Origin of the sequence: Microbacterium oxydans, from assembly GCF_006540085.1 — a bacterium.
Classification (GTDB): Bacteria; Actinomycetota; Actinomycetes; order Actinomycetales; family Microbacteriaceae; genus Microbacterium; species Microbacterium oxydans.
Window position 1 is genome coordinate 299,620 of sequence record NZ_BJOG01000001.1, and the last position, 20,746, is coordinate 320,365.

23 protein-coding genes and 2 tRNA genes are annotated in these 20,746 nt (G+C 66.7%); 9 read left to right on the plus strand and 16 right to left on the minus strand.

Annotated features, from left to right (window positions below):
* The first annotated feature begins 12 nt into the window (after positions 1 to 12).
* A complete protein-coding gene (gene pknB, locus MOX01_RS01380) occupies positions 13 to 1,701 on the plus strand; it encodes a Stk1 family PASTA domain-containing Ser/Thr kinase (RefSeq protein WP_058630932.1) in 1,689 nt (562 codons plus the stop codon).
* A 31-nt stretch (positions 1,702 to 1,732) separates the two neighbouring features.
* On the opposite strand, the gene MOX01_RS01385 is transcribed toward pknB, so the two are convergent.
* The 3 genes from MOX01_RS01385 to MOX01_RS01390 are packed head-to-tail and all read right to left on the minus strand — an operon-like array spanning position 1,733 to position 3,340.
* Positions 1,733 to 2,365, minus strand: a complete 633-nt coding sequence (locus tag MOX01_RS01385; protein WP_061016328.1) for an anthranilate synthase component II — start codon at positions 2,363 to 2,365, stop codon at positions 1,733 to 1,735.
* Positions 2,362 to 2,517: a membrane protein gene (locus MOX01_RS19035; protein WP_046747986.1), complete on the minus strand. Its 156-nt coding sequence runs from the start codon at positions 2,515 to 2,517 to the stop codon at positions 2,362 to 2,364. The genes MOX01_RS01385 and MOX01_RS19035 overlap by 4 nt, the downstream gene beginning before the upstream one ends.
* Before the next feature lie 28 nt (positions 2,518 to 2,545).
* Positions 2,546 to 3,340 carry a class E sortase gene (locus MOX01_RS01390; RefSeq protein WP_058630934.1) on the minus strand — a complete coding sequence of 265 codons (795 nt, stop codon included), beginning with the start codon at positions 3,338 to 3,340 and terminating at the stop codon, positions 2,546 to 2,548.
* 103 nt (positions 3,341 to 3,443) lie between these two features.
* Between MOX01_RS01390 and MOX01_RS01395 the strand changes: the two genes are divergently transcribed.
* Complete coding sequence (locus MOX01_RS01395) at positions 3,444 to 3,683, plus strand: cell division protein CrgA (protein ID WP_045263578.1); 240 nt, start codon at positions 3,444 to 3,446, stop codon at positions 3,681 to 3,683.
* Between the two features lie 323 nt (positions 3,684 to 4,006).
* Here the strand turns inward: MOX01_RS01395 and MOX01_RS01400 are convergent, their stop codons facing one another.
* Together MOX01_RS01400 and MOX01_RS01405 are read right to left on the minus strand one after the other, a co-directional pair.
* Positions 4,007 to 4,903, minus strand: a complete 897-nt coding sequence (locus tag MOX01_RS01400; RefSeq protein WP_141368132.1) for a rhomboid family intramembrane serine protease — start codon at positions 4,901 to 4,903, stop codon at positions 4,007 to 4,009.
* Positions 4,904 to 4,924: 21 nt separating this feature from the next.
* Positions 4,925 to 5,482 (minus strand): peptidylprolyl isomerase, encoded by a 558-nt coding sequence (locus MOX01_RS01405; RefSeq protein WP_046747983.1) that lies wholly within the window; start codon positions 5,480 to 5,482, stop codon positions 4,925 to 4,927.
* Between the two features lie 147 nt (positions 5,483 to 5,629).
* Here MOX01_RS01405 and MOX01_RS01410 point away from each other — a divergent pair, with 147 nt between their 5' ends.
* Entirely contained in the window at positions 5,630 to 6,136 is a 507-nt protein-coding gene (locus tag MOX01_RS01410; RefSeq protein ID WP_046747982.1) for a hypothetical protein, read from the plus strand.
* A gap of 56 nt (positions 6,137 to 6,192) precedes the next feature.
* Positions 6,193 to 6,648, plus strand: a complete 456-nt coding sequence (locus MOX01_RS01415) for an aminoacyl-tRNA deacylase (protein ID WP_171011004.1) — start codon at positions 6,193 to 6,195, stop codon at positions 6,646 to 6,648.
* Positions 6,649 to 6,670: 22 nt separating this feature from the next.
* On the opposite strand, the gene MOX01_RS01420 is transcribed toward MOX01_RS01415, so the two are convergent.
* Positions 6,671 to 7,093, minus strand: coding sequence for an NUDIX hydrolase (locus tag MOX01_RS01420; RefSeq protein ID WP_058630936.1), 423 nt, complete (start codon positions 7,091 to 7,093; stop codon positions 6,671 to 6,673).
* A 157-nt stretch (positions 7,094 to 7,250) separates the two neighbouring features.
* On the opposite strand from MOX01_RS01420, the gene MOX01_RS01425 reads away from it, so the two are divergent.
* The 4 genes from MOX01_RS01425 to MOX01_RS01440 all read left to right on the plus strand — a co-directional run bounded on the left by MOX01_RS01425 (position 7,251) and on the right by MOX01_RS01440 (position 9,733).
* On the plus strand, positions 7,251 to 7,697 hold the full coding sequence (locus tag MOX01_RS01425; RefSeq protein ID WP_061016333.1) for a DUF1801 domain-containing protein: 447 nt from the start codon (positions 7,251 to 7,253) through the stop codon (positions 7,695 to 7,697).
* Between the two features lie 45 nt (positions 7,698 to 7,742).
* Positions 7,743 to 8,867 (plus strand): M24 family metallopeptidase, encoded by a 1,125-nt coding sequence (locus MOX01_RS01430; protein ID WP_061016335.1) that lies wholly within the window; start codon positions 7,743 to 7,745, stop codon positions 8,865 to 8,867.
* A gap of 103 nt (positions 8,868 to 8,970) precedes the next feature.
* Positions 8,971 to 9,255, plus strand: coding sequence for an HNH endonuclease (locus tag MOX01_RS01435; protein WP_307723489.1), 285 nt, complete (start codon positions 8,971 to 8,973; stop codon positions 9,253 to 9,255).
* A gap of 31 nt (positions 9,256 to 9,286) precedes the next feature.
* Positions 9,287 to 9,733, plus strand: a complete 447-nt coding sequence (locus tag MOX01_RS01440; RefSeq protein WP_061016339.1) for a GNAT family N-acetyltransferase — start codon at positions 9,287 to 9,289, stop codon at positions 9,731 to 9,733.
* Positions 9,734 to 9,788: 55 nt separating this feature from the next.
* On the opposite strand, the gene MOX01_RS01445 is transcribed toward MOX01_RS01440, so the two are convergent.
* The 5 genes from MOX01_RS01445 to MOX01_RS01465 form a co-directional block, all read right to left on the minus strand.
* Positions 9,789 to 9,861, minus strand: a tRNA-Ala gene (locus tag MOX01_RS01445).
* Positions 9,862 to 9,886: 25 nt separating this feature from the next.
* Positions 9,887 to 9,960 (minus strand) — tRNA-Ile (locus MOX01_RS01450).
* Positions 9,961 to 10,044: 84 nt separating this feature from the next.
* Complete coding sequence (locus MOX01_RS01455; protein ID WP_113680668.1) at positions 10,045 to 10,962, minus strand: DUF4097 family beta strand repeat-containing protein; 918 nt, start codon at positions 10,960 to 10,962, stop codon at positions 10,045 to 10,047.
* Entirely contained in the window at positions 10,959 to 11,648 is a 690-nt protein-coding gene (locus MOX01_RS01460) for a LuxR C-terminal-related transcriptional regulator (RefSeq protein WP_058630950.1), read from the minus strand. The genes MOX01_RS01455 and MOX01_RS01460 overlap by 4 nt, the downstream gene beginning before the upstream one ends.
* Complete coding sequence (locus MOX01_RS01465; protein ID WP_046747974.1) at positions 11,636 to 12,904, minus strand: sensor histidine kinase; 1,269 nt, start codon at positions 12,902 to 12,904, stop codon at positions 11,636 to 11,638. Before MOX01_RS01465 ends, MOX01_RS01460 begins: the two co-directional genes overlap by 13 nt.
* Before the next feature lie 126 nt (positions 12,905 to 13,030).
* Between MOX01_RS01465 and MOX01_RS01470 the strand changes: the two genes are divergently transcribed.
* Positions 13,031 to 13,741, plus strand: coding sequence for a VIT1/CCC1 transporter family protein (locus MOX01_RS01470; protein WP_046747973.1), 711 nt, complete (start codon positions 13,031 to 13,033; stop codon positions 13,739 to 13,741).
* Positions 13,742 to 13,811: 70 nt separating this feature from the next.
* Here MOX01_RS01470 and MOX01_RS01475 read toward each other — a convergent pair whose 3' ends face one another.
* From MOX01_RS01475 to recF, 5 genes are all read right to left on the minus strand, one after another.
* A complete protein-coding gene (locus MOX01_RS01475) occupies positions 13,812 to 14,216 on the minus strand; it encodes a DUF3566 domain-containing protein (RefSeq protein ID WP_017829919.1) in 405 nt (134 codons plus the stop codon).
* Positions 14,213 to 16,768, minus strand: a complete 2,556-nt coding sequence (gene gyrA, locus MOX01_RS01480; protein ID WP_046747972.1) for a DNA gyrase subunit A — start codon at positions 16,766 to 16,768, stop codon at positions 14,213 to 14,215. Before gyrA ends, MOX01_RS01475 begins: the two co-directional genes overlap by 4 nt.
* A gap of 43 nt (positions 16,769 to 16,811) precedes the next feature.
* Entirely contained in the window at positions 16,812 to 18,902 is a 2,091-nt protein-coding gene (gyrB, locus tag MOX01_RS01485) for a DNA topoisomerase (ATP-hydrolyzing) subunit B (RefSeq protein WP_082108635.1), read from the minus strand.
* A gap of 118 nt (positions 18,903 to 19,020) precedes the next feature.
* Positions 19,021 to 19,539: a DciA family protein gene (locus tag MOX01_RS01490; protein WP_058630953.1), complete on the minus strand. Its 519-nt coding sequence runs from the start codon at positions 19,537 to 19,539 to the stop codon at positions 19,021 to 19,023.
* Positions 19,532 to 20,722, minus strand: coding sequence for a DNA replication/repair protein RecF (recF, locus tag MOX01_RS01495; RefSeq protein WP_058630954.1), 1,191 nt, complete (start codon positions 20,720 to 20,722; stop codon positions 19,532 to 19,534). The genes MOX01_RS01490 and recF overlap by 8 nt, the downstream gene beginning before the upstream one ends.
* Positions 20,723 to 20,746 lie beyond the last annotated feature (24 nt).

Genomic DNA, 20,746 nt, shown 5'->3' on the forward strand with positions numbered 1-20,746 from the left:
GGGGGGTCATCCGTGTCCACAGAGCCACGAATCGTCGCGGGCCGGTACCGCGTCGACGAGCTCATCGGGCATGGCGGTATGGCGAAGGTCTACCGCGGGTACGATCTGACGCTCGGTCGAGACGTCGCGATCAAGATCCTCGACGCCGATCTGGCACGGGACACCACGTTCCGCAATCGATTCCGGCTCGAGGCCCAGGCCGCGTCACGGATGTCTCACCCTTCGATCGTCCGCGTGTTCGATGCCGGCGACCCCTCGACGAGCGACATCGGTTCCGACGAGCCGCCCTATATCGTGATGGAGCTCGTCAAGGGCACCCTCCTCAAGGACATCATCGCGGCGGGACCGGTGCCGGCGGCCGACGCCGTGCGCTATGTCGACGGCATCCTCGAGGCGCTCGACTACTCGCACCGCGCAGGCGTCGTGCACCGCGACATCAAGCCGGGCAACGTGATGGTGACCGACAAGGGTCAGGTCAAGGTGATGGACTTCGGCATCGCCCGTGCCGTCTCCGACTCGTCCTCCACGGTGGCTGAGACCACTCAGATCATCGGCACCGCCGCCTACTTCTCGCCGGAACAGGCCAAGGGCGAACCCGTCGATGCGCGAGCCGACCTCTACTCCACGGGTGTCGTCCTGTACGAGCTGCTCACCGGACGCCAGCCGTTCCGTGGCGAGTCGCCGGTGGCTGTCGCCTACCAGCATGTGAGTGAGACACCGGTCCCTCCGACCGAGGTCAACGAGGACGCTCCTCCAACGCTCGACCCGATCGTGCTGCGCGCACTCGCGAAGGATCCCTACCAGCGGTATCCGGACGCCGCTCACTTCCGCGCCGCCCTGGATTCCGCCATGACCGGCAATGCCCCGACGCGCAAGGAACTGGGAGCACTGACCAGCGAGCTGTACGGCGCGAGCCCGCGGCAGGCGCAGGAGACCGCGCGGTCGCTGCGGCAGTTGAGTGCGGACACCACCATGACCCGAACCCAGTCCGGACCACCGGTCGCCTGGATCTGGGCCGGAGTGGCACTGCTCGCGGTGCTGCTGGCATCGGTGCTGTTCTGGGTCGTCACGATCAGCATGCGCCCTCCCGAGGTGTCGAGCACGTCGCGAACGATCCCGAACCTCGTCAACGTGTCATCCGAGCGCGCACAGGACGACCTCGCGAACCTCGACCTCTCGTCGAAGATCGTGATCGAGACGAGCTCCGAGGTCTCCGAGGGAAACGTGATCCGCACCGACCCCGAGGCGGGGGTGTCGGTCGAGGAGGGCTCCACGGTCACGCTGTACGTCTCCAAGGGCGAGGAGACGGTCGTGATGCCCAAGATCGAGGGCATGGCACTCGACGACGCCACGAACGCGCTGAAGGCGGCCGGACTCGAACTCGGAACGGTCATCCAACGCAACGACAAGGCGTTGGCCGCGAACACGGTCATCTCCGCCAGTGAGAAGGCCGACGCCGAGCTCGATCCGGGTACCGTCGTCAACCTGGTCGTGGCCAGCGGCACGGTGACGCTCACCGACCTCGCCGGCTGGACCGTCGACGCCGCCACGGCCAACCTCACCGATCTCGGCCTGGTGGCCGTGCCGACGGAGACGGCGGAGTGCCCGGCCACGGAGCCGCCGACCGTGCACTCCATGTCGGTCGCACCCGGTGACGTCCCGGTCGGCTCGTCCGTCCAGATCTTCTTCTGCACCGGTTGACGCGCAGGTCCCGGTGAGCCGGACCGTACCTTCAGCGTGACAGGGGGTGCAGCGTCTCGGCGCGCGCGACCGCTCCGTCGTCGCCGCACAGTTCCAGCCAGTTCGCCAGGAGTCGGTAGCCTCCCTCTGTGAGCACGCTCTCCGGGTGGAACTGCACGCCCCACACCGGCAGGTCGCGGTGGGCCAGCGCCATGACCGTCCCCTCCTCTGTCCAGGCCGTCACCATGACCTCGGGTGGCAGGTCGGAGGCCGCGAGCGCGAGCGAGTGATACCGCCCTGCATCGAACGGCGAGGGGATTCCTGCGAACAGGGGAGAAGCGTCGTGCGTGACCGACGAGACCATCCCGTGCATGAGTTCGGGCGCCGCGGTGACGGGAGTCCCGAAGGCCTCTCCGATCGCCTGGTGTCCGAGACACACACCGAGCGTCGGCACCCGCAGCCGCGTGGCGACGCGCACGGCATCGATCGACGCTCCAGCATCGGCAGGTGCACCTGGGCCCGGAGAGAGCATCACCGCGTCGTACGCCGGCACCAGCTTCTCGAGTCGGGCGGCATCCGTCGCATCCGCTTCGATCATGTCGGCGTCTGCGCCGAGCTCCTGCAGGTATCCGACCAGGGTGTGCACGAAGCTGTCGTGGTTGTCGACCACGAGCACTCGCGTCATTCGACGTCGACCTCGCCGGGGGCGATGATCGGGCTCACCCAGGGGAACACGTACCAGAACAGTCCGTAGAGCACGGCGGCGATGACGATCACGAGGATGAGGACTCGCAGCCACCACGGGCCGGGCAGCAGGCGCCAGAGGGCGGCGTACATCAGGCTTCTCCCTTTCGGATGTCCATGATCACACCGAGGGTGCGGCCGGCGGAGGCGGCGGATCGGTCAGAGCGGTCGGCGGACCCTCGGCGCGTGGCTGGAAGCTCTCGAACACCCCGTAGGCGACGATGCGCTCGGCCAAGGAGTACAGCGGAGAGCAGGCCGTGAGCGTGATGTACTGCTCCCCGGTCTGCTGCTCGGGCATCTGCGGCACGTCGGCGAGCACATCGGTCTGGCTGGGCTTCACGTACTCGAGCGTGCGGAACCGGTAGGTGTACCAGCCGTCAGGTGTCTCCACGACGATCGCGTCGTTCAACTGCAGCTTGTCGAGCTGGTTGAACGGCTTTCCCCACGTGGTCCGATGCCCGGCCAGCGAGAAGTTGCCGACCTCGCCCGGCATCTTCGAGTTGGTGTAGACCCCGATCCCCTGCTGGTCGAGCGTGCGGGCACGGCTCGTCCCGCCGAAGATCCCGAAGTTGTAGTCCGCGCCGAAACGCGGGATGTGCATCTGTCCGAACCACTGCGCATCGGCTGGGGCCGCGGGCACGGGGGGCACGTATGCCGTGGTTCCGTCGTCTTCCTCGACGACGGGCGGGAGCGCCGGGGGCTCGGCCTGTGCCAGCGCCTGAGACACGGCTGCACCCTCGTCGTTCTTCTGGGCGCTGATGATGATGTCGCCGATCCACATCTGCCACGCGACGAAGAGCAGGACGATCACGCCGGCGGTGAGGAGCAGCTCTCCGAGCACGCTCGCGAACGTCGCGCGCGAGCGCGGCCGCTGTCGCCGCGGACGCCGCCCCCCAGGCACGACGGATGCAGTCATGCGGTGATCATATCCGGGAACGCTGAGCGCGCGCCGTGGCCTCTCCGTCTGCGGCGGCATCCTGGCCTCGGCGGAGGACAGGTCTCATGGGTACAATGACGGAATGGCACGTGACCGCAAGACTGAAGAACCCGCCGTCGAGCGCGCCGAAGGCGACGCCGCTCCCAACGCCGTGTGGTTCAAGCCGGTGATGATCGGCTTCATGCTCCTGGGGCTCGTGTGGATCCTTGTCTTCTACATCTCCGGCATGCAGTACCCGATCCCGGGGCTGTCGAACTGGAACCTGGCGATCGGCCTCGGCATCGCGCTGATCGGCTTCCTGATGACCACTCGCTGGCGCTGACGCCTCCACCTCTTCCAGAAAGGCCCCCTCGCATCGCGAGGGGGCCTTTCTCATACCCATCCCGGATTCCAATCCGCTCCGGTGTACAGCGGCAACGCCACCGAAGGTCGTAGGCGGGTTCCCGGAGCGAGCATCGGGAGGGACCCGCGAAGCGGGAGGGAGCCCGTTCTGCGAACGAAGGGAATCCGCCTACGACCGTCCCCCGGAGATGCCCGCCCACAAGTCCAGCCAGAGCGAAAGTTATCCACAGGTCCATCCACAGCCTGGGGAGAATTACACCGGTGTTATTCACAGGGGTTAACAACCCTGTTAACAACTCGGGATCAGGACAAAAGGATGAGCGGCGGCACGAAGGCGACGACGACGATCAACAGGACGACCAGCGCGGACAGCAGAACGATCTGCAGGGTTCGCTGGTCTCGACGCTTCGTCTTGACATAGATGAAGGCCACCAGCGCGCCGATGACGACTCCGCCGAGGTGCGCCTGCCAGGAGATCCGTCCACCCCCGAAGACCAGGCCGTAGACGAAGTTGATGCCGAGGATGACGAGAAGCCCGGTGACATTGGCGCCGAGGTGCCGGCCGACGATGAGCAGAGCGGCCATCATGCCGAAGATCGCTCCCGAGGCCCCGACCGTGGAGGTCAGCGGGGCGAGCACCGCCACCATGACCGAGCCGCCGAGACCGCTGATGAGGTAGAGGGCGAGGAACCGGACGCGGCCGAGCATGGGCTCGAGGCTCTGTCCGAGCATCCACAACGCGAGCATGTTGAGGGCGAGATGGATGAAGCTGCCGTGGGCGAAGACGGCGGTGAGCAGTCGCCAGGGCTCGAATGGCAGCGGCGAGAGGTTCGGGTACAGATACGGGGCCGCGAAGAGCATCTGCCCGGTGATCTGCTCGCCGATGCCGGGGATCAGCTGAACCAGTCCGATGAACGACGTGACGGCGAGGAGAGCGTAGGTGACGACCGGCTTGCCGCTGCGGGCCATCGCCATGGTCGCGCCGTTGCCGCCCCAGCGCCGGGCCGCCTTCTTCTGAGCGGGGGTGCGGTTCTTCTTGTCCGCGTTCATGCACTCGGGACAGATGACGCCGACAGCCGCCTGCGTCTGGCACTCGGGGCAGATGGTGCGCATGCACCGCTGGCAGAGCACGAAGCTCTGCCGATCCGGATGGCGGTAACAGAAGTTGTCGCGATTGCTCGTGAACTCTGGCGTGGTCATCCGGATCGGCCGCAGCTGTCGTCAGGCCGCGACGATGTCGATCGACTGCAGCACGACGGGCTCGACCGGACGGTCGCCCGGGCCGGTCTGCACGGCGCCGATCGCGTCGACGACTGCGCGGGAAGCGTCATCGGCGACCTCGCCGAAGATCGTGTGCTTGCCCTGCAGCCACGGGGTGGGGTCCGTCGTGATGAAGAACTGCGAACCGTTGGTGCCCTCGGGCTTGCCGGTGATGGCGTTGCGACGCAGGCCGGCGTTGGCCATCGCGAGGATGTACGGCTTGTTGAAGTCGAGCTCCATGTTGATCTCGTCGTCGAAGTTGTAGCCGGGGCCGCCGACGCCCTGTCCGAGCGGGTCGCCGCCCTGGATCATGAAGTTCGGGATGATGCGGTGGAAGATGACGTCCTTGTAGAGGGGTCCGTCGCCGGGCTTGCCGGTGGCGGGGTCGGTCCACTCCTGGGTGCCGTCGGCGAGGCCGACGAAGTTCTTGACCGTCTTCGGTGCGTGATCGCCGAAGAGGTTGATGACGATGTCACCGTGGTTGGTGTGCAGGGTTGCGACATGAGAAGCGTGAGCCATGCCTTCATTCTCGCAGAGCTTCCGGTGAGTTGGCCGAGGCCTGTACCCCTGATCAGGCGAAGAAGCAAGGGTCGGGCGATTCCCTCCCGGCTTCCAGCCTGTCGTGGCAAGATGGGGAACCCGTACTCCAATGGACAGGAGAGCATCGTGAGCCTCAGCCGCAAGCGGAAGAAGGAACTGCGTCGTCTTCAGAAGGAAGCGAACCAGCTCTGGGAGAACCAGCAGGTGCTCGTCGGTCACGCCGCCGATGTCGCCCGGGAGGCCGGACGTCAGCTCGGCAGCCTCAATCGTGAGCAGGTCGTCCCGGTCATCCAGGACACGTACAACCGTCGCGTCGCCCCGGTCGTCGACCGTGGCGTAAAGATCGGCAAGCACGTCGTCGACGACAAGGTCGTCCCGATCGTGGGCGGAGTCGTCGGTTCCGCCCTCACCGCGTGGGATGTCGCCAACGCGAAGCGTCACGGTGTGGCCGTCCCGGCACCCCGCGGTGCTTTCGGGAAGAAGCAGAAGTCGGGCCCGGGTCTCGGCTCCGTCATCGCTATCGTCCTCGGCGCGGCCGCGGCCGTCGGCGTTCTCTACGCCGCTTGGCAGGCACTGCGCGCCGACGACGAGCTCTGGGTCGCGGACGACCCGCTCGCCGCACCCGACGCGTGACCCCGTCCGATATCGCCTCCGTCGCCCCGGGTGACGGAGGCGATCGGCATGCGCGGGTGCGTGAAGCGGCCGCAGCCCGCGGTCTCGAGATCGAGATCCGTGAGCGCCCGGCGGCAGGCAGCCTGTTCGAGGCAGCCGAGCTCCTCGGCATCCCGCCGTCGGGCATCGTCAAGACACTCGTCGTGAAGCGCTCCGACGACACGTTCCTGTTCGCGCTGATACCGGGCGGACGCTCGATCTCCTGGCCGAAGCTCCGCGCCCTGGTCGGAGTGAACAAGCTTCGGCTTCCGGAAGCGGAGTTGGCTCTCGCGGCGACAGGCTACGAGCGCGGCACCATCGTCCCGATCGGCAGCACCACCGACTGGCCGATCTACGCCGACGAGTCCATCGTCGGTCAGCGCATCGCCATGGGTGCGGGGGCCCACGGATACAGTCTGTTCGTCGACGCAGACGACCTGATCGCCGCCTACGGGGCGACCGTCGCAGACATCTCCGTTCCCGAAGAGCGCTGACCCCGGCCGGGGCTCGGTCGGTTCAGAGGATCCCGGCCATCCGCATGGCGATGTCGACCAGCCGCACCCGCTGCAACTCGGCCACCGCCTTCACCGGAAACCACTCGGCCATGTCGGTCGAACCGCCGGTCTCGAAGCGCAGCTTGCCACCGGTGACCTCGGCTCGGTATACGATGCGCAGCGTGTGCAGCGGTTCTGCTGCCTTCTGCACTCGACGCCCCGCGGGAATCACACGGGAATGGATGCCGAGGAGCTCGCCGACCTTGACCGTGTAGCCGGTCTCCTCGCGGAGCTCTCGACGTACGGCGTCTTCCGGAGATTCACCCGGCTCGAGCCCACCCCCGGGCATCGTCCACGCGACGCGACGACCCTCCGTCCAGCGCGCCAACAGCAGCCGTCCGTCGTCATCGGTGACGACCGCGTACGCCGCGACACGCAGGTCCATGGACACACACTATCCGTCAGCGAAGGCGGTCAATGACCGTGCGTCACGCTCCGGAACCCGACGGTCCGCTCCGATCGATCAGGAATCGAGAAGCGCTCGGTCCTCCGGCCTCCGTAATGTGATCTCCACAACGGACAGCACCAGGAGAGGACCGATCATGGCCGAGAAAGAGAAGAACTTCAGCGCCGAGGAACGCGAGGCCATGCAGGCTGCCGCGAAGGAAGCCCGCACGCGCCGCTCCAGGGCGAAGAAGTCCCCGGAGGAGCTCCGCGCCGCGGGGGAGGCCGACATCAAGGAGGCGATCGAGAAGCTCACACCCGAAGACCAGGCCCTGGCGAAGAAGCTGCATGACCTGGTCTCCGAGGTCGCCCCCGACCTGGTCCCCCGCACCTACTACGGGATGCCGGCGTGGGGTCGCGACGGCAAGGTGCTCTGCTTCTTCCAGCCGGCCAGCAAGTTCAAGGTCCGCTACGGAACGTTCGGGTTCGAACCGATCTCGAACCTCGACGACGGAACCGTGTGGCCGACCGCCTATGCCGTGACCGACCTCACGAAGGCCGACCTCGAGTTCCTGGGCGAACGCATCCGACAGGCGATCAGCTGACGACACCCTGCTGCCCCGAGGCCGCTCGGGCAGTACCGTTGAGCCGTGAGCACTCTGCCCTTCCCCGCATCCGTGTACGCCGCCCGCCTCGCCGACGCCGCAACGCTCGCGGCTGAAGCGGGAATCGATGCCGTCATCGTGGGTCCCGGACCCGACCTGCAGTACCTGCTGGGCGTGGAGGGCGACACCATCGAGCGGCTCACCGCACTCGTTCTCGGTCCCGGAGTCACGCCCACGGTGGTGGTGCCGCGGATGGAACTCGCCAAGCTGCGAACCACGGCCGCCGGTGAGCTCGGCATCCGCGTCGCGGACTGGGTGGACGGAGAGGATCCCTACGCGCTGGTCGGCGAGGCAGCGGGTGCGGTGGCACGCGTCGGTGTGTCCGACGCCCTCCCCGCCCTGCACGTCATCCCGATCGGTGAGCGCCTGGGTGTGCGCCTCGAGCTCGCCACACCGGTGCTGCGCGAGAGCCGCATGATCAAGGATGCCGAGGAGATCAGAGAGCTGCGCCGTGCCGGAGACGCCATCGACGCGGTGCACCGGCGCGTGCCTGAGTGGCTTCGTGCCGGACGCACCGAACGCGAGGTGGCTGCCGACATCGCCGAGGCGATCGTCGCCGAAGGGCACCGCACGGTGGAGTTCGTGATCGTCGGATCGGGCCCGAATGGTGCGGACCCTCACCACGAGGTCTCGGACCGCGTGATCGAAGAAGGCGACGTGGTCGTGGTCGACATCGGTGGGGCTGTCCCGAGCGGCTACAACTCCGACAGCACCAGGACATACGTGGTCGGAACCCCCGACCCCGCCGCAGCTGAGCGCATCGGAGTGCTGGTGCGCGCGCAGCAGGCTGCGGTCGATGCCGTGCGCCCCGGAGCCACCGCCTCCGAAGTGGATGCCGCAGCGCGAACCGTTCTCGACGAGGCGGGCCTCGGGGAGGCGTTCCTGCACCGCACCGGCCACGGAATCGGAGTCTCGGTGCACGAAGAGCCGTACATCGCCCCTGGCAACGATCTGGTGCTCCGCGAGGGCATGGCCTTCAGCATCGAACCTGGTATCTACTTCGCCGGCGAATGGGGTGCCCGCATCGAGGACATCGTCGTCGTGACGGCCGAGGGTGGCCAGCGACTGAACGTCGCACCGCACGGGCTGACTTCGGTCGGCTCCGACTGAGACGCACCCGGATATGCAGCGCCGTCGCAAGGTATCGTCCGCCAATGCGTCGCCGGCGACCCGCGCGCGCTACGCCCGACGTCGACAGAATCGCCTCGCGCGCGTGGACAACGACCTCACCGATGAGCAGTGGTACGCCCTGATGGACGCCTGGGGCGGGTGCGCGTACTGCGGGGGAGACGGCGCCGCTCTGCAGCGCGACTGCATCCAACCCGTGTCCCGCGGCGGCCGCTACACGCTCGAGAACGTGGTTCCGGCGTGCGCCTCCTGCAATGCGAGCAAGCACAATGACGAGGTCACGGGCTGGCTGCGCCGCAAGAAGCTCGACGAAAGGACATTCCTCGTGCGGCACGCCACGATCCTCCGGGGGCTTCGGCCCGCCGAATGAAGCCGGTGTGCGCACTCGCTACTCTCGACTCATGACGACGATCGCTGCGATCACTGCCGAGGACCGCCCCGAATGGGAGGTGCTCTGGAAGGGGTACCTGTCCTTCTATGAGACCGACCTCGATGACGCGACCACGGCGGCGACCTTCAGGAGACTCGTCGACCGCGGATCGGGGATCCGTGGTGCGATCGCCCGCGATGACAACGGCGTCGCGGTCGGCATCGTCCACTGGCTGACGCACGCCGGCACCTGGACGATCACGGACTACTGCTATCTGGAAGATCTCTTCGTCGCGCCAGACGTGCGCGGCGGTGGTGTCGGCAGGGCGCTGATCACTCACGTGCGCGCATGGGCGGAGCAGCACGGGTCGTCCAAGCTCTACTGGCTCACAGCGGAGTCGAACACCACGGCGCGGGGCCTCTACGATCGTGTCGCGTCGCGGTCGGGCATGATCCACTACGAGATCGATCTCGACTGAAACGGTGACCGAATGAAAGAAGCCCCCGGCAGGTGCCAGGGGCTTCTTCATCCTGTGGAGCCTAGGAGATTCGAACTCCTGACATCCTGCTTGCAAAGCAGGCGCTCTACCAACTGAGCTAAGGCCCCGTGAGGGATTTCTTGAGTTAAGGAGTGGGGCTACCAGGACTTGAACCTGGGACCTCTTCATTATCAGTGAAGCGCTCTAACCGCCTGAGCTATAGCCCCGTCAACCTCCAAGACTTTACCGGAGAAAGACGGAAAATCCGAATCGAGGGGGAGCGCCCGGGAGTGTCTCCCCCTCGATCGTCTTCAGCGACCCGGTCGGATGGTCGCGGTGCCGGCCGAGAGGGAGACGTCGATCGTCCTCCGCGAGCTCGACGCCTCATCCACTTCGGCGTTCAGCGTGCCCGCGCTGATCTCCTGGGAGATCGCGTACTCGACGTCGGGAACGGTCAGATCGAGAGTGCCGGCACTGACGTCGATGGATGTCAGCGCGGGAGGCGTTCCCGTCAGCTCCACGGTGAGATCACCCGCGGAGACACCGAGGTCGGCCTGGGCGATGCCGTCGAGCAGGATGTCGGCACGACCGGCGCTCATCTGCACGTCGAGCTCTTTCGCGGCTCCTTGGATGTCGAGAGCACCCGCGTTCACACTGACATCGAGGATCCCGAAGTCTCCGGCCACATCGAGGCTGCCCGCATTGAGGTTCAGGTCGGCATCGAGTCCCGCGTCGCGAAGGCTCTCCGGGAGCGTGAGCACAGCGACCTCCTCCTCACCGAACCAGCCGCCGATCCACCATCCGAAGACCCCCTGCGGGCTCCGCACGACCAGCTCGTCGCCGTCACGTTCGAATCTCCACGGGGTACCGCGTCCGTTCGTGATGGCGAGTGTGGCCTCGTCGACGTCGCCGAACTCGACCCGCATGCTGCTGGCGTCGGCGGAGAGGTCGATGCTCTCCAGCCCGGCGACACCCACGCTCTGCACGGAGTCGGCACGGTTCGAAGTGGCGATGGTGCCGACGGCTGCCGCGGCTGCTGTTCCGCCGGCGCCGAGAAGTGCGAGCCCACCGACCACCGCCGTCACGACCATGACCGCGGTCGCACCGGACGAGCGGCCGGCGGGAGGAGGGGTCGGAGCCGCGTGCGGAGCGTCAGACTGCGGAACGGAGGCGGGTGGCGGGGTGAGCGGGGTGTGTCCGCCCTGGTCCCCGTTGTTGTCGGTGGTCATCGTGCCACTCCTGTCTGGCCGGTCGGCGGCGTCGTGCCACCGGTGTTCTCGATGTGGGCGAGGGCGGCGAGCACACGGCGGTTGCCCGACTCGTCCTGTTCGAAGCCCAGTTTCTGGAAGATGGAGGTGATGTGCTTCTCGACGCTGGCTTCGGAGAGGAACAGCAGTCCGGCGATCGCCTGATTCGACTTGCCCTCGGCGATCAGTGCGAGCACGGTGCGCTCGCGCTCGGTGAGCCGCAGCATCCGATCATCACGGTTACGCCGTGTCAGCAGCTGGGCGACGACCTCGGGGTCGAGCACGGTGGCTCCCTCGGATATCCGCTGCACGGAGGCGAGGAACTCCGAGACGTCGGCGACCCGATCCTTCAACAGGTAGCCGAGAGGGCCACCCTGCGCCGCGATCAGGTCGGAGGCGTAACGCTCCTCGACGTACTGGGAGAGCACGAGGATCGCGAGCGACGGGTGGGTCGACCGCAGACCGAGAGCGGCCCGGATCCCCTCGTCTGTGAAGGTCGGAGGGAGACGCACATCCAGGATGCACAGATCGGGTGCCTCCGTGACGACGGCCTGGTCGAGACCCTCGATGTCGGGAAGAGCGGCGACCACCTGGTGACCGGCGTCTTCGAGCAGACGGACCAGGCCCTCGCGCAGCAGGACCGAGTCCTCGCAGATCAGGATGCGCACGGGACGCTCACCTCCAGGCTGGTCGGGCCGCCCTGCGGACTGTCGAGGCGGAAGGTTCCGCCGGCGGCGAGGATGCGGTTCGCGATGCCGTCGAGGCCGCCGCCCGGCTGCACCTGCGCTCCTCCGATGCCGTTGTCCTCGACCCGCGCCCACAGCGTGTTTCCGTCACGCAGCCGCACGACCACACGGGCCTCGCTGGCTCGGGAGTGCTTCGCCGCGTTGGTCAGGGACTCGGCGATCGAGAAGTACACGGCGGCCTCGGCCTCGCGACTGCACCGACCGTCCATCCGCACGTCGAGGTGCACGGGGATGTGGGAGCGTCCCGCGAGTGCCGACAGTGCGGCGTCGAGCCCCCGGTCGTCCAGCACAGAGGCATGTATGCCGCGTGCGAGCTGACGCAGCTCGGTGATGGCCGCCTTCGTCGAGGTGTGAGCCTCGTTGATGAGTTCCTTCGCCGCACCGGGATCGCTGTCGATCTTTTGCTGAGCGAGCCCGAGCGTCATCCCCACGGAGACGAGACGGGGCTGGACGCCGTCGTGCAGATCGCGCTCGATGCGGGTGCGCTCGACATCGGCGGCGCGCACGGCCCCCTCGCGCTGGGCCGTCGAGGTGCGCACACGCTCGGTGAGCTCCGTCTCCCTGCTGCGGATGACGATCGCGAGCGACAGGGTGCGATGCAGCAGTGCGAGGCCGATGATCCCGACGACGCAGGCTGCGATGCCCAGGATCCCGATGAGCGGGGCCCACTCGGCAGGAATGCCCCCGCCGCCGAACGGTCCCATCACGGAGTCGACTCCGGTGAGCGGTGCGAACGAGACGACGATCGACCAGATCAGGCCCCAGAACAGCCGAAGCACGACCCACCCGAGCACGGCGGAGATGGCGAAGTTGGCGACAGCGCGCCACATGCGTCCATCGATCGCCTGCCGGCCCAATGCGCGCAGCCATCCGACGAAGCCGGGGCGGTCGCGTGGCTGCAGCCGCAGGGGGCCGACCGGAGTCCGGTACAGCGACCCGACCCGAGCGATCTCGAACCAGCCGAGACCGTAGAGGGCATAGACCAAGCCGACGAGCAGGACCAGACCGATACCGGCGACGAAGAGGAGTCCGAGTCCGGTACCGAGGAGGCCTCCGAGCGTGCCGAAGATGGCGCCGCCCAGGACGCCGACGCCTGCCAGATGCAGGATCGTGAGGAAGATGCGCAACGGCGGCTTCACCGCTGTTGCGGAAGCCGGGGTCGCAGTCTGAGTGGTCATGGTTCCAAGGTACGGCGGTGGGGGAGGCCACGACAGCGAGCCAACCGGACACTCCGATTCGGGTTTTCCGTAAGAGTTCCCGTGGTCGTCGCGGTTCGACCACGACGGTTCTGCTTCACTGGGGGCATGAGTACGCATGAGGGGGAACCGCACGGCACCGGTCTCGGTCAGCGGCTGAACTGGCTGCGCGCAGGAGTGCTCGGCGCGAACGACGGCATCGTCTCGGTCGCCTCACTCGTCGTCGGGGTGGCCGGCGCCACGACCGACAACGCCGCACTTCTCACAGCGGGAATCGCCGGCCTCGTCGGAGGCGCGATCTCGATGGCCCTCGGCGAGTACGTGTCGGTGAGCAGTCAGCGTGACAGTGAGAGGGCACTGATCGCGAAGGAGCGCGAGGAGCTCCGTACGATGCCGGCCGTGGAGCTCGACGAACTCACCCAGCTTTATCGCGACCGCGGGCTCTCGCCGGAGACAGCGCGCCAGGTGGCCGAGGAGCTCACCGCGCACGACGCCCTCTCCGCCCATCTGGAAGTGGAACTGGGCATCGATCAGGATGACCTCGTGAACCCGTGGCACGCGGCGCTCTCCTCCGCGGTGGCGTTCACTCTCGGAGCACTGCTGCCGTTGCTGGCCATCCTCCTTCCCCCTCCGGAATGGCGCGTGCCCGTGACGTTCGTCGCAGTGCTTCTCGCGCTCGCGGTGACGGGAACCCTGTCGGCGAAGATCGGCGGCTCCGCTCCGATGCGCGCATCCATACGGCTGGTCGTCGGCGGCGGACTCGCACTGGCGGCGACTTGGCTCATCGGCACCCTCCTCGGTACGACCGGCGTGGTCTAGCGATCCCGCGCCGAGCAACGACGAAGGGCGGGTGCCGCAGCACCCGCCCTCCGTGGATCCGTACCGAGGATCAGTTCGACATGAAGCCGACCAGCAGTCCGCCGGTCACCTTCACCGCGAGGTTGTAGATTCCGGCGACCACGGCGCCGAGCACCGTGAAGACGATCAGGTTCAGGATCGCCACCACGGCGGCGAAGGCCATCACCTGCGGCAGTCCCACGACCTCGGACAGCACGAACGTGTTGTCGGTGATGCCGAGCAGGAAGCTCTCCGCCGTCGTCATGATCCCCGTCGCCTGGAACACGAGGAAGATGAGGAAGAACGAGACCATCGTGACGACCGCGAGGGCCACGGCTCCGAGGAACGAGAGCTTCACGGCCGACCAGAAGTCCACGTAGACCAGTCGGAGGCGTACCTGCTTTCCGCTGGTCTTGCGGGTCGACTTCTTCGCCAGCTTGTCGGCCACTGTGCTCATGCGTCTGTATCCTCAGGGGTCTGGGTCGTCTCGGGGGCCTGGGTCTCTGCGTCCTCCGCATCGGCCTCTTCTTCGGCGAGGCCGCGCTCACCGTTACGGGCGATGGCGAGGATGCGGTCGGCCTCCGTCGTACGGGCGAACACCACTCCCATGGTGTCTCGACCCTTGGCGGGGACCTCGGCCACGGCAGAGCGTACCACCTTGCCGCTGGACAGAACCACCAAGACCTCGTCGTCCTCGGAGACGATCAGACCACCCGCGAGAGTGCCCCGATCATCGTTGAGTTTGGCGACCTTGATGCCCGTTCCGCCGCGACCCTGAACCCGGTACTCCTCCACCGCGGTGCGCTTCGCATAGCCGCCGTCGGTGACCACGAAGACGAACTTCCCCGGCGCGGCGACGGATGCCGAGAGCAGGCAGTCCTCATCGATCTTGAACTTCATTCCGCGGACACCGGCCGTCGCCCGGCCCATCGGGCGCAGGGCTTCATCTGTCGCCTCGAAGCGCACCGACATGCCTCGACGGCTGATGAGGAGGATGTCGTCCTCGGCGTTCACGAGCAGCGCGCTGACGAGCTCGTCCTCCTCGTTCAGACGGATCGCGATGACACCGCCCTGACGGTTGGTGTCGTAGTTGTCGAGACGGGTCTTCTTGACCAGTCCGTCACGCGTCGCGAGCACCAGATAGTCCGCCACCTGGTAGTCGCGGATGTCGAGCACCTGGGCGATGTTCTCGTCGGGCTGCAGGGCGAGCAGGTTCGCCACGTGCATGCCCTTGGCGTCGCGACCGGCCTCCGGCACCTCGTACGTCTTCGCGCGATAGACGCGACCCTTGTCGGTGAAGAACAGCAGCCAGTGGTGCGTGGTCGTCACGAAGAAGTGCTCGACGATGTCGTTCGCCCGCAGCTGGGCACCCTTGACGCCCTTGCCGCCGCGGTGCTGCGAACGGTAGTTGTCGCTGCGCGTGCGCTTGATGTAGCCCTCGCGCGTGACGGTGACCACCATCTCCTCTTCGGCGATGAGGTCCTCCATCGAGACGTCGCCGTCGAAGCCGTGCAGGATGTGGGTGCGGCGCTCGTCGCCGAAACGCTCGACGATGCCGGTCAGCTCTTCCCGGATGATGGTCCGCTGACGGCCCTCGTCGGCCAGGATCGCCTTGTAGTCGGTGATCTGCGCCTCGAGCTCGTTCGCCTGATCGATGATCTTCTGACGCTCGAGGGCTGCGAGCCGGCGCAGCTGCATCTGCAGGATCGCATCGGCCTGGATCTCGTCGATGTCGAGAAGCTTCTGCAGGCCCTCGTTGGCGTCGGCTGTTGTCTGCGAACGACGGATCAGCGCGATGACCTCGTCGAGCGCATCGAGCGCCTTCAGGTACCCGCGCAGGATGTGCATGCGCTTCTCGGCCTCGCGAAGGCGGAACTCGGTCCGTCGCACGATCACGTCGATCTGATGGGAGATCCAGTTCGAGATGAACCCGTCGATCGCGAGCGTCCGGGGGACGCCGTCGACGATCGCGAGCATGTTCGCGCCGAAGTTCTCCTGCAGCTGCGTGTGCTTGTACAGGTTGTTCAGCACGACCTTGGCGACCGCGTCGCGCTTGAGCACCACGACCAGGCGCTGACCCGTGCGGTCCGACGACTCGTCACGGATGTCGGCGATGCCGGTGATCTTGCCGTCACGGGCGAGGTCGCCGATCTTCACCGCCACGTTGTCCGGGTTGACCTGGTACGGCAGCTCGGTGATGACGAGGCAGGTGCGACCCTGGATCTCCTCCACATTGACGACCGCGCGCATGGTGATCGAGCCGCGGCCGGTGCGGTACGCCTCGTGGATGCCCTTGGTGCCGAGGATCTGCGCGCCGGTCGGGAAGTCCGGGCCCGGGATGCGTTGGATCAGGCCTTCGAGCAGTTCCTCGCGGGAGATGCCGGGGTTGTCGAGTGCCCAGAGCGCCGCGTCGGACACCTCGCGCAGGTTGTGCGGCGGGATGTTGGTGGCCATTCCGACCGCGATGCCGACCGAGCCGTTGACGAGCAGGTTCGGGAAACGGGCGGGCAGGACCGTCGGCTCCTGCGTCTGGCCGTCGTAGTTGTCGGTGAAGTCGACGGTGTCTTCTTCGATGTCGCGCACCATCTCGAGCGCGAGCGGAGCCATCTTGGTCTCGGTGTATCGCGGAGCCGCGGCACCCATGTTGCCGGGGGAGCCGAAGTTGCCCTGCCCGAGGGCCAGCGGATACCGCAGAGACCACGGCTGCACCAGTCGCACGAGGGCGTCGTAGATCGCCGAGTCACCGTGCGGGTGGTACTGACCCATGACCTCGCCGACCACACGGGCGCACTTCGAGAACGACTTGTCAGGACGGAATCCACCGTCGTACATGCCGTAGATGACACGGCGGTGCACCGGCTTGAGGCCGTCGCGCACATCGGGGAGCGCACGCCCCACGATGACGGCCATGGCGTAGTCGAGGTAGCTGCGCTGCATCTCCGACTGCAGGTCGACCTGATCGATCTTGCCGTGGTCGTGTTCCGGCTCGGTGCGTTCTTCGTCAGTCATCAATCAATCTCTCTGTCACACATCTGGTCTGAGCCCGCGGGCATCAGATGTCGAGGAAGCGGACGTCCTTGGCGTTGCGCTGGATGAAGCTGCGTCGGGACTCGACGTCTTCGCCCATCAGCACACTGAAGATCTCGTCGGCCGCGGCCGCGTCTTCGATGGTGATCTGCTGCAGGGTGCGAGTGGTGTGATCCATCGTCGTCTCCCACAGCTCCTTCGGGTTCATCTCACCGAGACCCTTGTAGCGCTGGATGCCGGCATCCTTCGGGATGCGCTTGCCGTTCTCGATGCCGTGCTTCAGCAGGGCGTCGCGCTCGGCGTCGCTGAACACGTACTCGTGAGCCGAGTTCGACCACTTGAGCCGGTAGAGCGGCGGCATGGCGAGGTACACGAAACCGGCCTCGATGAGCCCGCGCATGTAGCGGAAGAGGAGCGTCAGCAGCAGGGTGGTGATGTGCTGACCGTCCACGTCGGCATCGGCCATCAGCACGATCTTGTGATAGCGCGCCTTCTCGATGTCGAACTCTTCGCCGATGCCGGTGCCGAAGGCCTGGATCATCGCCTGGACTTCCTTGTTGCCGAGCGCCTTGTCGAGACGCGCGCGCTCCACGTTGAGGATCTTTCCTCGGAGGGCCAGGATCGCCTGGGTGTGAGGGTCTCGACCCTGCACGGCGGAACCACCTGCCGAGTCACCCTCGACGAGGAAGATCTCGCTGATCGACGGATCCTTGCTCGTGCAGTCCTTGAGCTTGTCCGGCATGGCCGCCGACTCGAAGACGCTCTTGCGACGCGCCGTTTCACGGGCCTTCCGCGCGGCGAGACGAGCCGTGGCCGCATCGATCGCCTTGCGGATGATGTTCTTCGCCTGGTTCGGGTTGCGCTCCAACCAGTCGCCGAGCTGATCGCCGACCACTTTCTGCACGAACGCCTTCGCCTCGGTGTTGCCGAGCTTCGTCTTGGTCTGCCCCTCGAACTGCGGCTCGCCGAGCTTGATCGAGATGACTGCGGTCAGTCCCTCGCGCACGTCGTCGCCGGAGAGGTTGTCGTCCTTCTCCTTGAGGAGGTTGTTCGCTCGCGCGTACTTGTTGACCAGGGTCGTCAGTGCCGCACGGAAGCCTTCCTCGTGCGTTCCACCCTCGTGGGTGTTGATGGTGTTGGCATAGGTGAACACGTTCTCGGTGTACGAGGTCGTCCACTGCATCGCGACCTCGAGCGAGATCTTGCGCTCGGTGTCCTCCGACTCGAAGGCGATGATCTCGTCGTTGACCACTTCGGCGTGGCGCACCTTGTTGAGGTACTCGACGTAGTCCACCAGACCGCGCTCGTAGAAGAACACATCGCCGGGCTGCTTGGTGACGGTCGCGCCGTCCTCCTCGACCTCGTAGGCCGACGACTCGCGCTCGTCGCGCAGCTCGATGCGCAGCCCCTTGTTGAGGAACGCCATCTGCTGGAACCGCGTGCGGAGGGTGTCGTAGTCGAACTCGGTCGTCTCCTGGAAGATCTCCGCGTCGGGCCAGAACGTGATGCTCGTCCCGGTCTCGTCGGTCGCCTCGCCCTTCTCGAGCTTCTGCTGGGGGACACCGCCGTCGGCGAAGCTGTGCCGCCAGACGAAGCCCTTCTGCTTGACCTCCACGTCGAACCGCGTCGAAAGGGCGTTCACGACGGAGGAGCCGACGCCGTGCAGTCCACCGGAGACGGCGTACGCGCCGCCGCCGAACTTTCCGCCGGCGTGCAGGATCGTGAGGACGACCTCGACCGTCGACTTGTTCGGGTCCGACGAGTGCGGGTCGACCGGGATTCCTCGGCCGTTGTCGACGACGCGCACGCCGCCGTCGGCGAGCATCGTCACCAGGATCGTGTCGGCGTAGCCGGCCAGCGCCTCATCGACCGAGTTGTCGACGATCTCGTAGACCAGGTGGTGCAGGCCTCGGGGACCGGTCGACCCGATGTACATGCCGGGGCGCTTGCGCACAGCCTCGAGGCCCTCGAGGATCTGGATCGAATCCGCGCCGTACTCTCCGGGCTGCTTCGCCTTGGGTGCGGGCTGTGGAGTCTGGGTCCCTGAGCCAGTCGAAGGGGCGGGGGTTCCCCCGGTGTTCGATTCCGTCTCGTCAGCAGGGGATTCAGGCGTCATCAGAGGGCATTCTCCACATCGATATCACGAACTCCCATTCTAGCGGAGTTTCGTCGAGAAATGCCGCTCAACGGCCGTGTGTGGGCCTCTGAGCGTTTCGACCCCCTCGGATGGTGCCCTACCCGTAGGTATCGCGTGGGCCCCGTCCTGGAACGGCTCTGGGACCCCATTTCCACGAGGGGACGTCCGGTCCGATGAACCGGAGGTTCTCCACGCCCGCATCCGGATACCGTCGACCGATCTCCGTGAGGATCGTCGCCCGCATGAACTGCAGGTTCTTCGCCCACGCCGTCGAATCGCACTTGACGGTGAGCAGACCGCGCTCCAGAGACACCGGCTCCGAGTGCTTCGCGGTGTCGGCCCCAGCGAGGTCGGCCCACTGCCGAACGAGGTCTTCCCGCGCGAGGGTGATCTGCCATCCCGAGTCCCGACTCAGCTTGTCGAGCACGGCGCCGAGCGCGCCGGGATCGCGCCCCGGCGTGAACGGAGCGTTGTCGTCGTCCGTGGTGATGCGCCGCTTGCGCTTCCAGCTCTTCGAGCTCGGCTGCAGGCCGCGCAGTCGCAGGTACGTGCCGATCGTCTCCGGGACGTCAGCCGGCGGAGTGGAGACCGGGGGAGTCGATGCCGCGTCAGTCATCCGTCCCCCTCTCGTCGCTGATCGTTCCAGCGCTGATCCGCACCACGTGCGCGTGCAGCACCTCGGGGATATCCTCCTCCACCGCTGCCGTCACCACCACCTGTTCGTATCCTGCCGTCAGGGCGGCGAGGCGCTGTCGACGATCGGCATCGAGTTCCGCGAAGACGTCGTCGAGGATGAGGACGGGATCTCCGGCCGGGGACTCGCTGCGCAACAGCTCGGCCGAGGCCAGCCTCAGCGCGAGGGCGACAGACCACGACTCGCCATGCGATGCATAGCCCTTCACAGGGAGGTCGCGAACACGCAGCACGAGGTCATCGCGATGCGGACCGGTGAGGGTGAGTCCGCGGTCGAGTTCGTTCGACCGCTTCGCCGCGAGCGAGGCGCGGAACAACTCGGCGATGTGCCCGGGATCTCCGAGCCGGTCGACCGATGATCCGGCGTTTCCTCCGTCCGCGGCATCTTCGCCCTCTTCGGGATCTCCTCCGCCGACCGAGAGGGCCCATTCCAGCTGCGGGCGGTGGTCGGCCCCGGCGATCGCCTCGTACGCATCGGCGACCGGCTGCTGCAGATCCACGGCCAGCCGCTGTCGAGCGGTGATGATCTCCGAACCGAGGGAGACGAGCTTGTCGTCCCACACATCGAGAGTGCTCAGCGCCTCGCCGCGGATTCCCCTGGCCCTGGCCGACTTCAGGAGCGCGTTCCGTTGCTTGAGCACACGGTCGTAGTCGGCGAGGACGGCGGCGAGTCTCGGAGTGCGCTGGATGAGGAGCTGATCGGTGAACCGACGACGAGCCGAGGGATCGCCTCTCACGATCTGCAGGTCCTCCGGAGCGAACAGCACGACGTGTGCATACCGGGGGAGCTCGTTCGGCTTCGACGGCGACCCGTTGATGCGCGCCTTGTTCGATCCCTGCCGGTTGACCTGCACCTCGGCGAGGACACGGCGCTCCCCGTGAGAGAGGCGAGCCCTGATGACGGCGAACTCCTGTCCGTCGCGGACCATCGGTGCGTCCGAGGAGACACGATGGGACCCCAGAGTCGCCAGGAACACGACCGCTTCGGCGAGGTTCGTCTTGCCCTGGCCGTTCCTGCCCACGAGGACGTTCGGACCGCGGTGGAGAGCGAGCTCGGCGGTCGCGTAATTGCGGAAATCGACCAGACTCAGGTGCTCCACAATCACGGAGTCAGCCTACCTTCGGTGTCC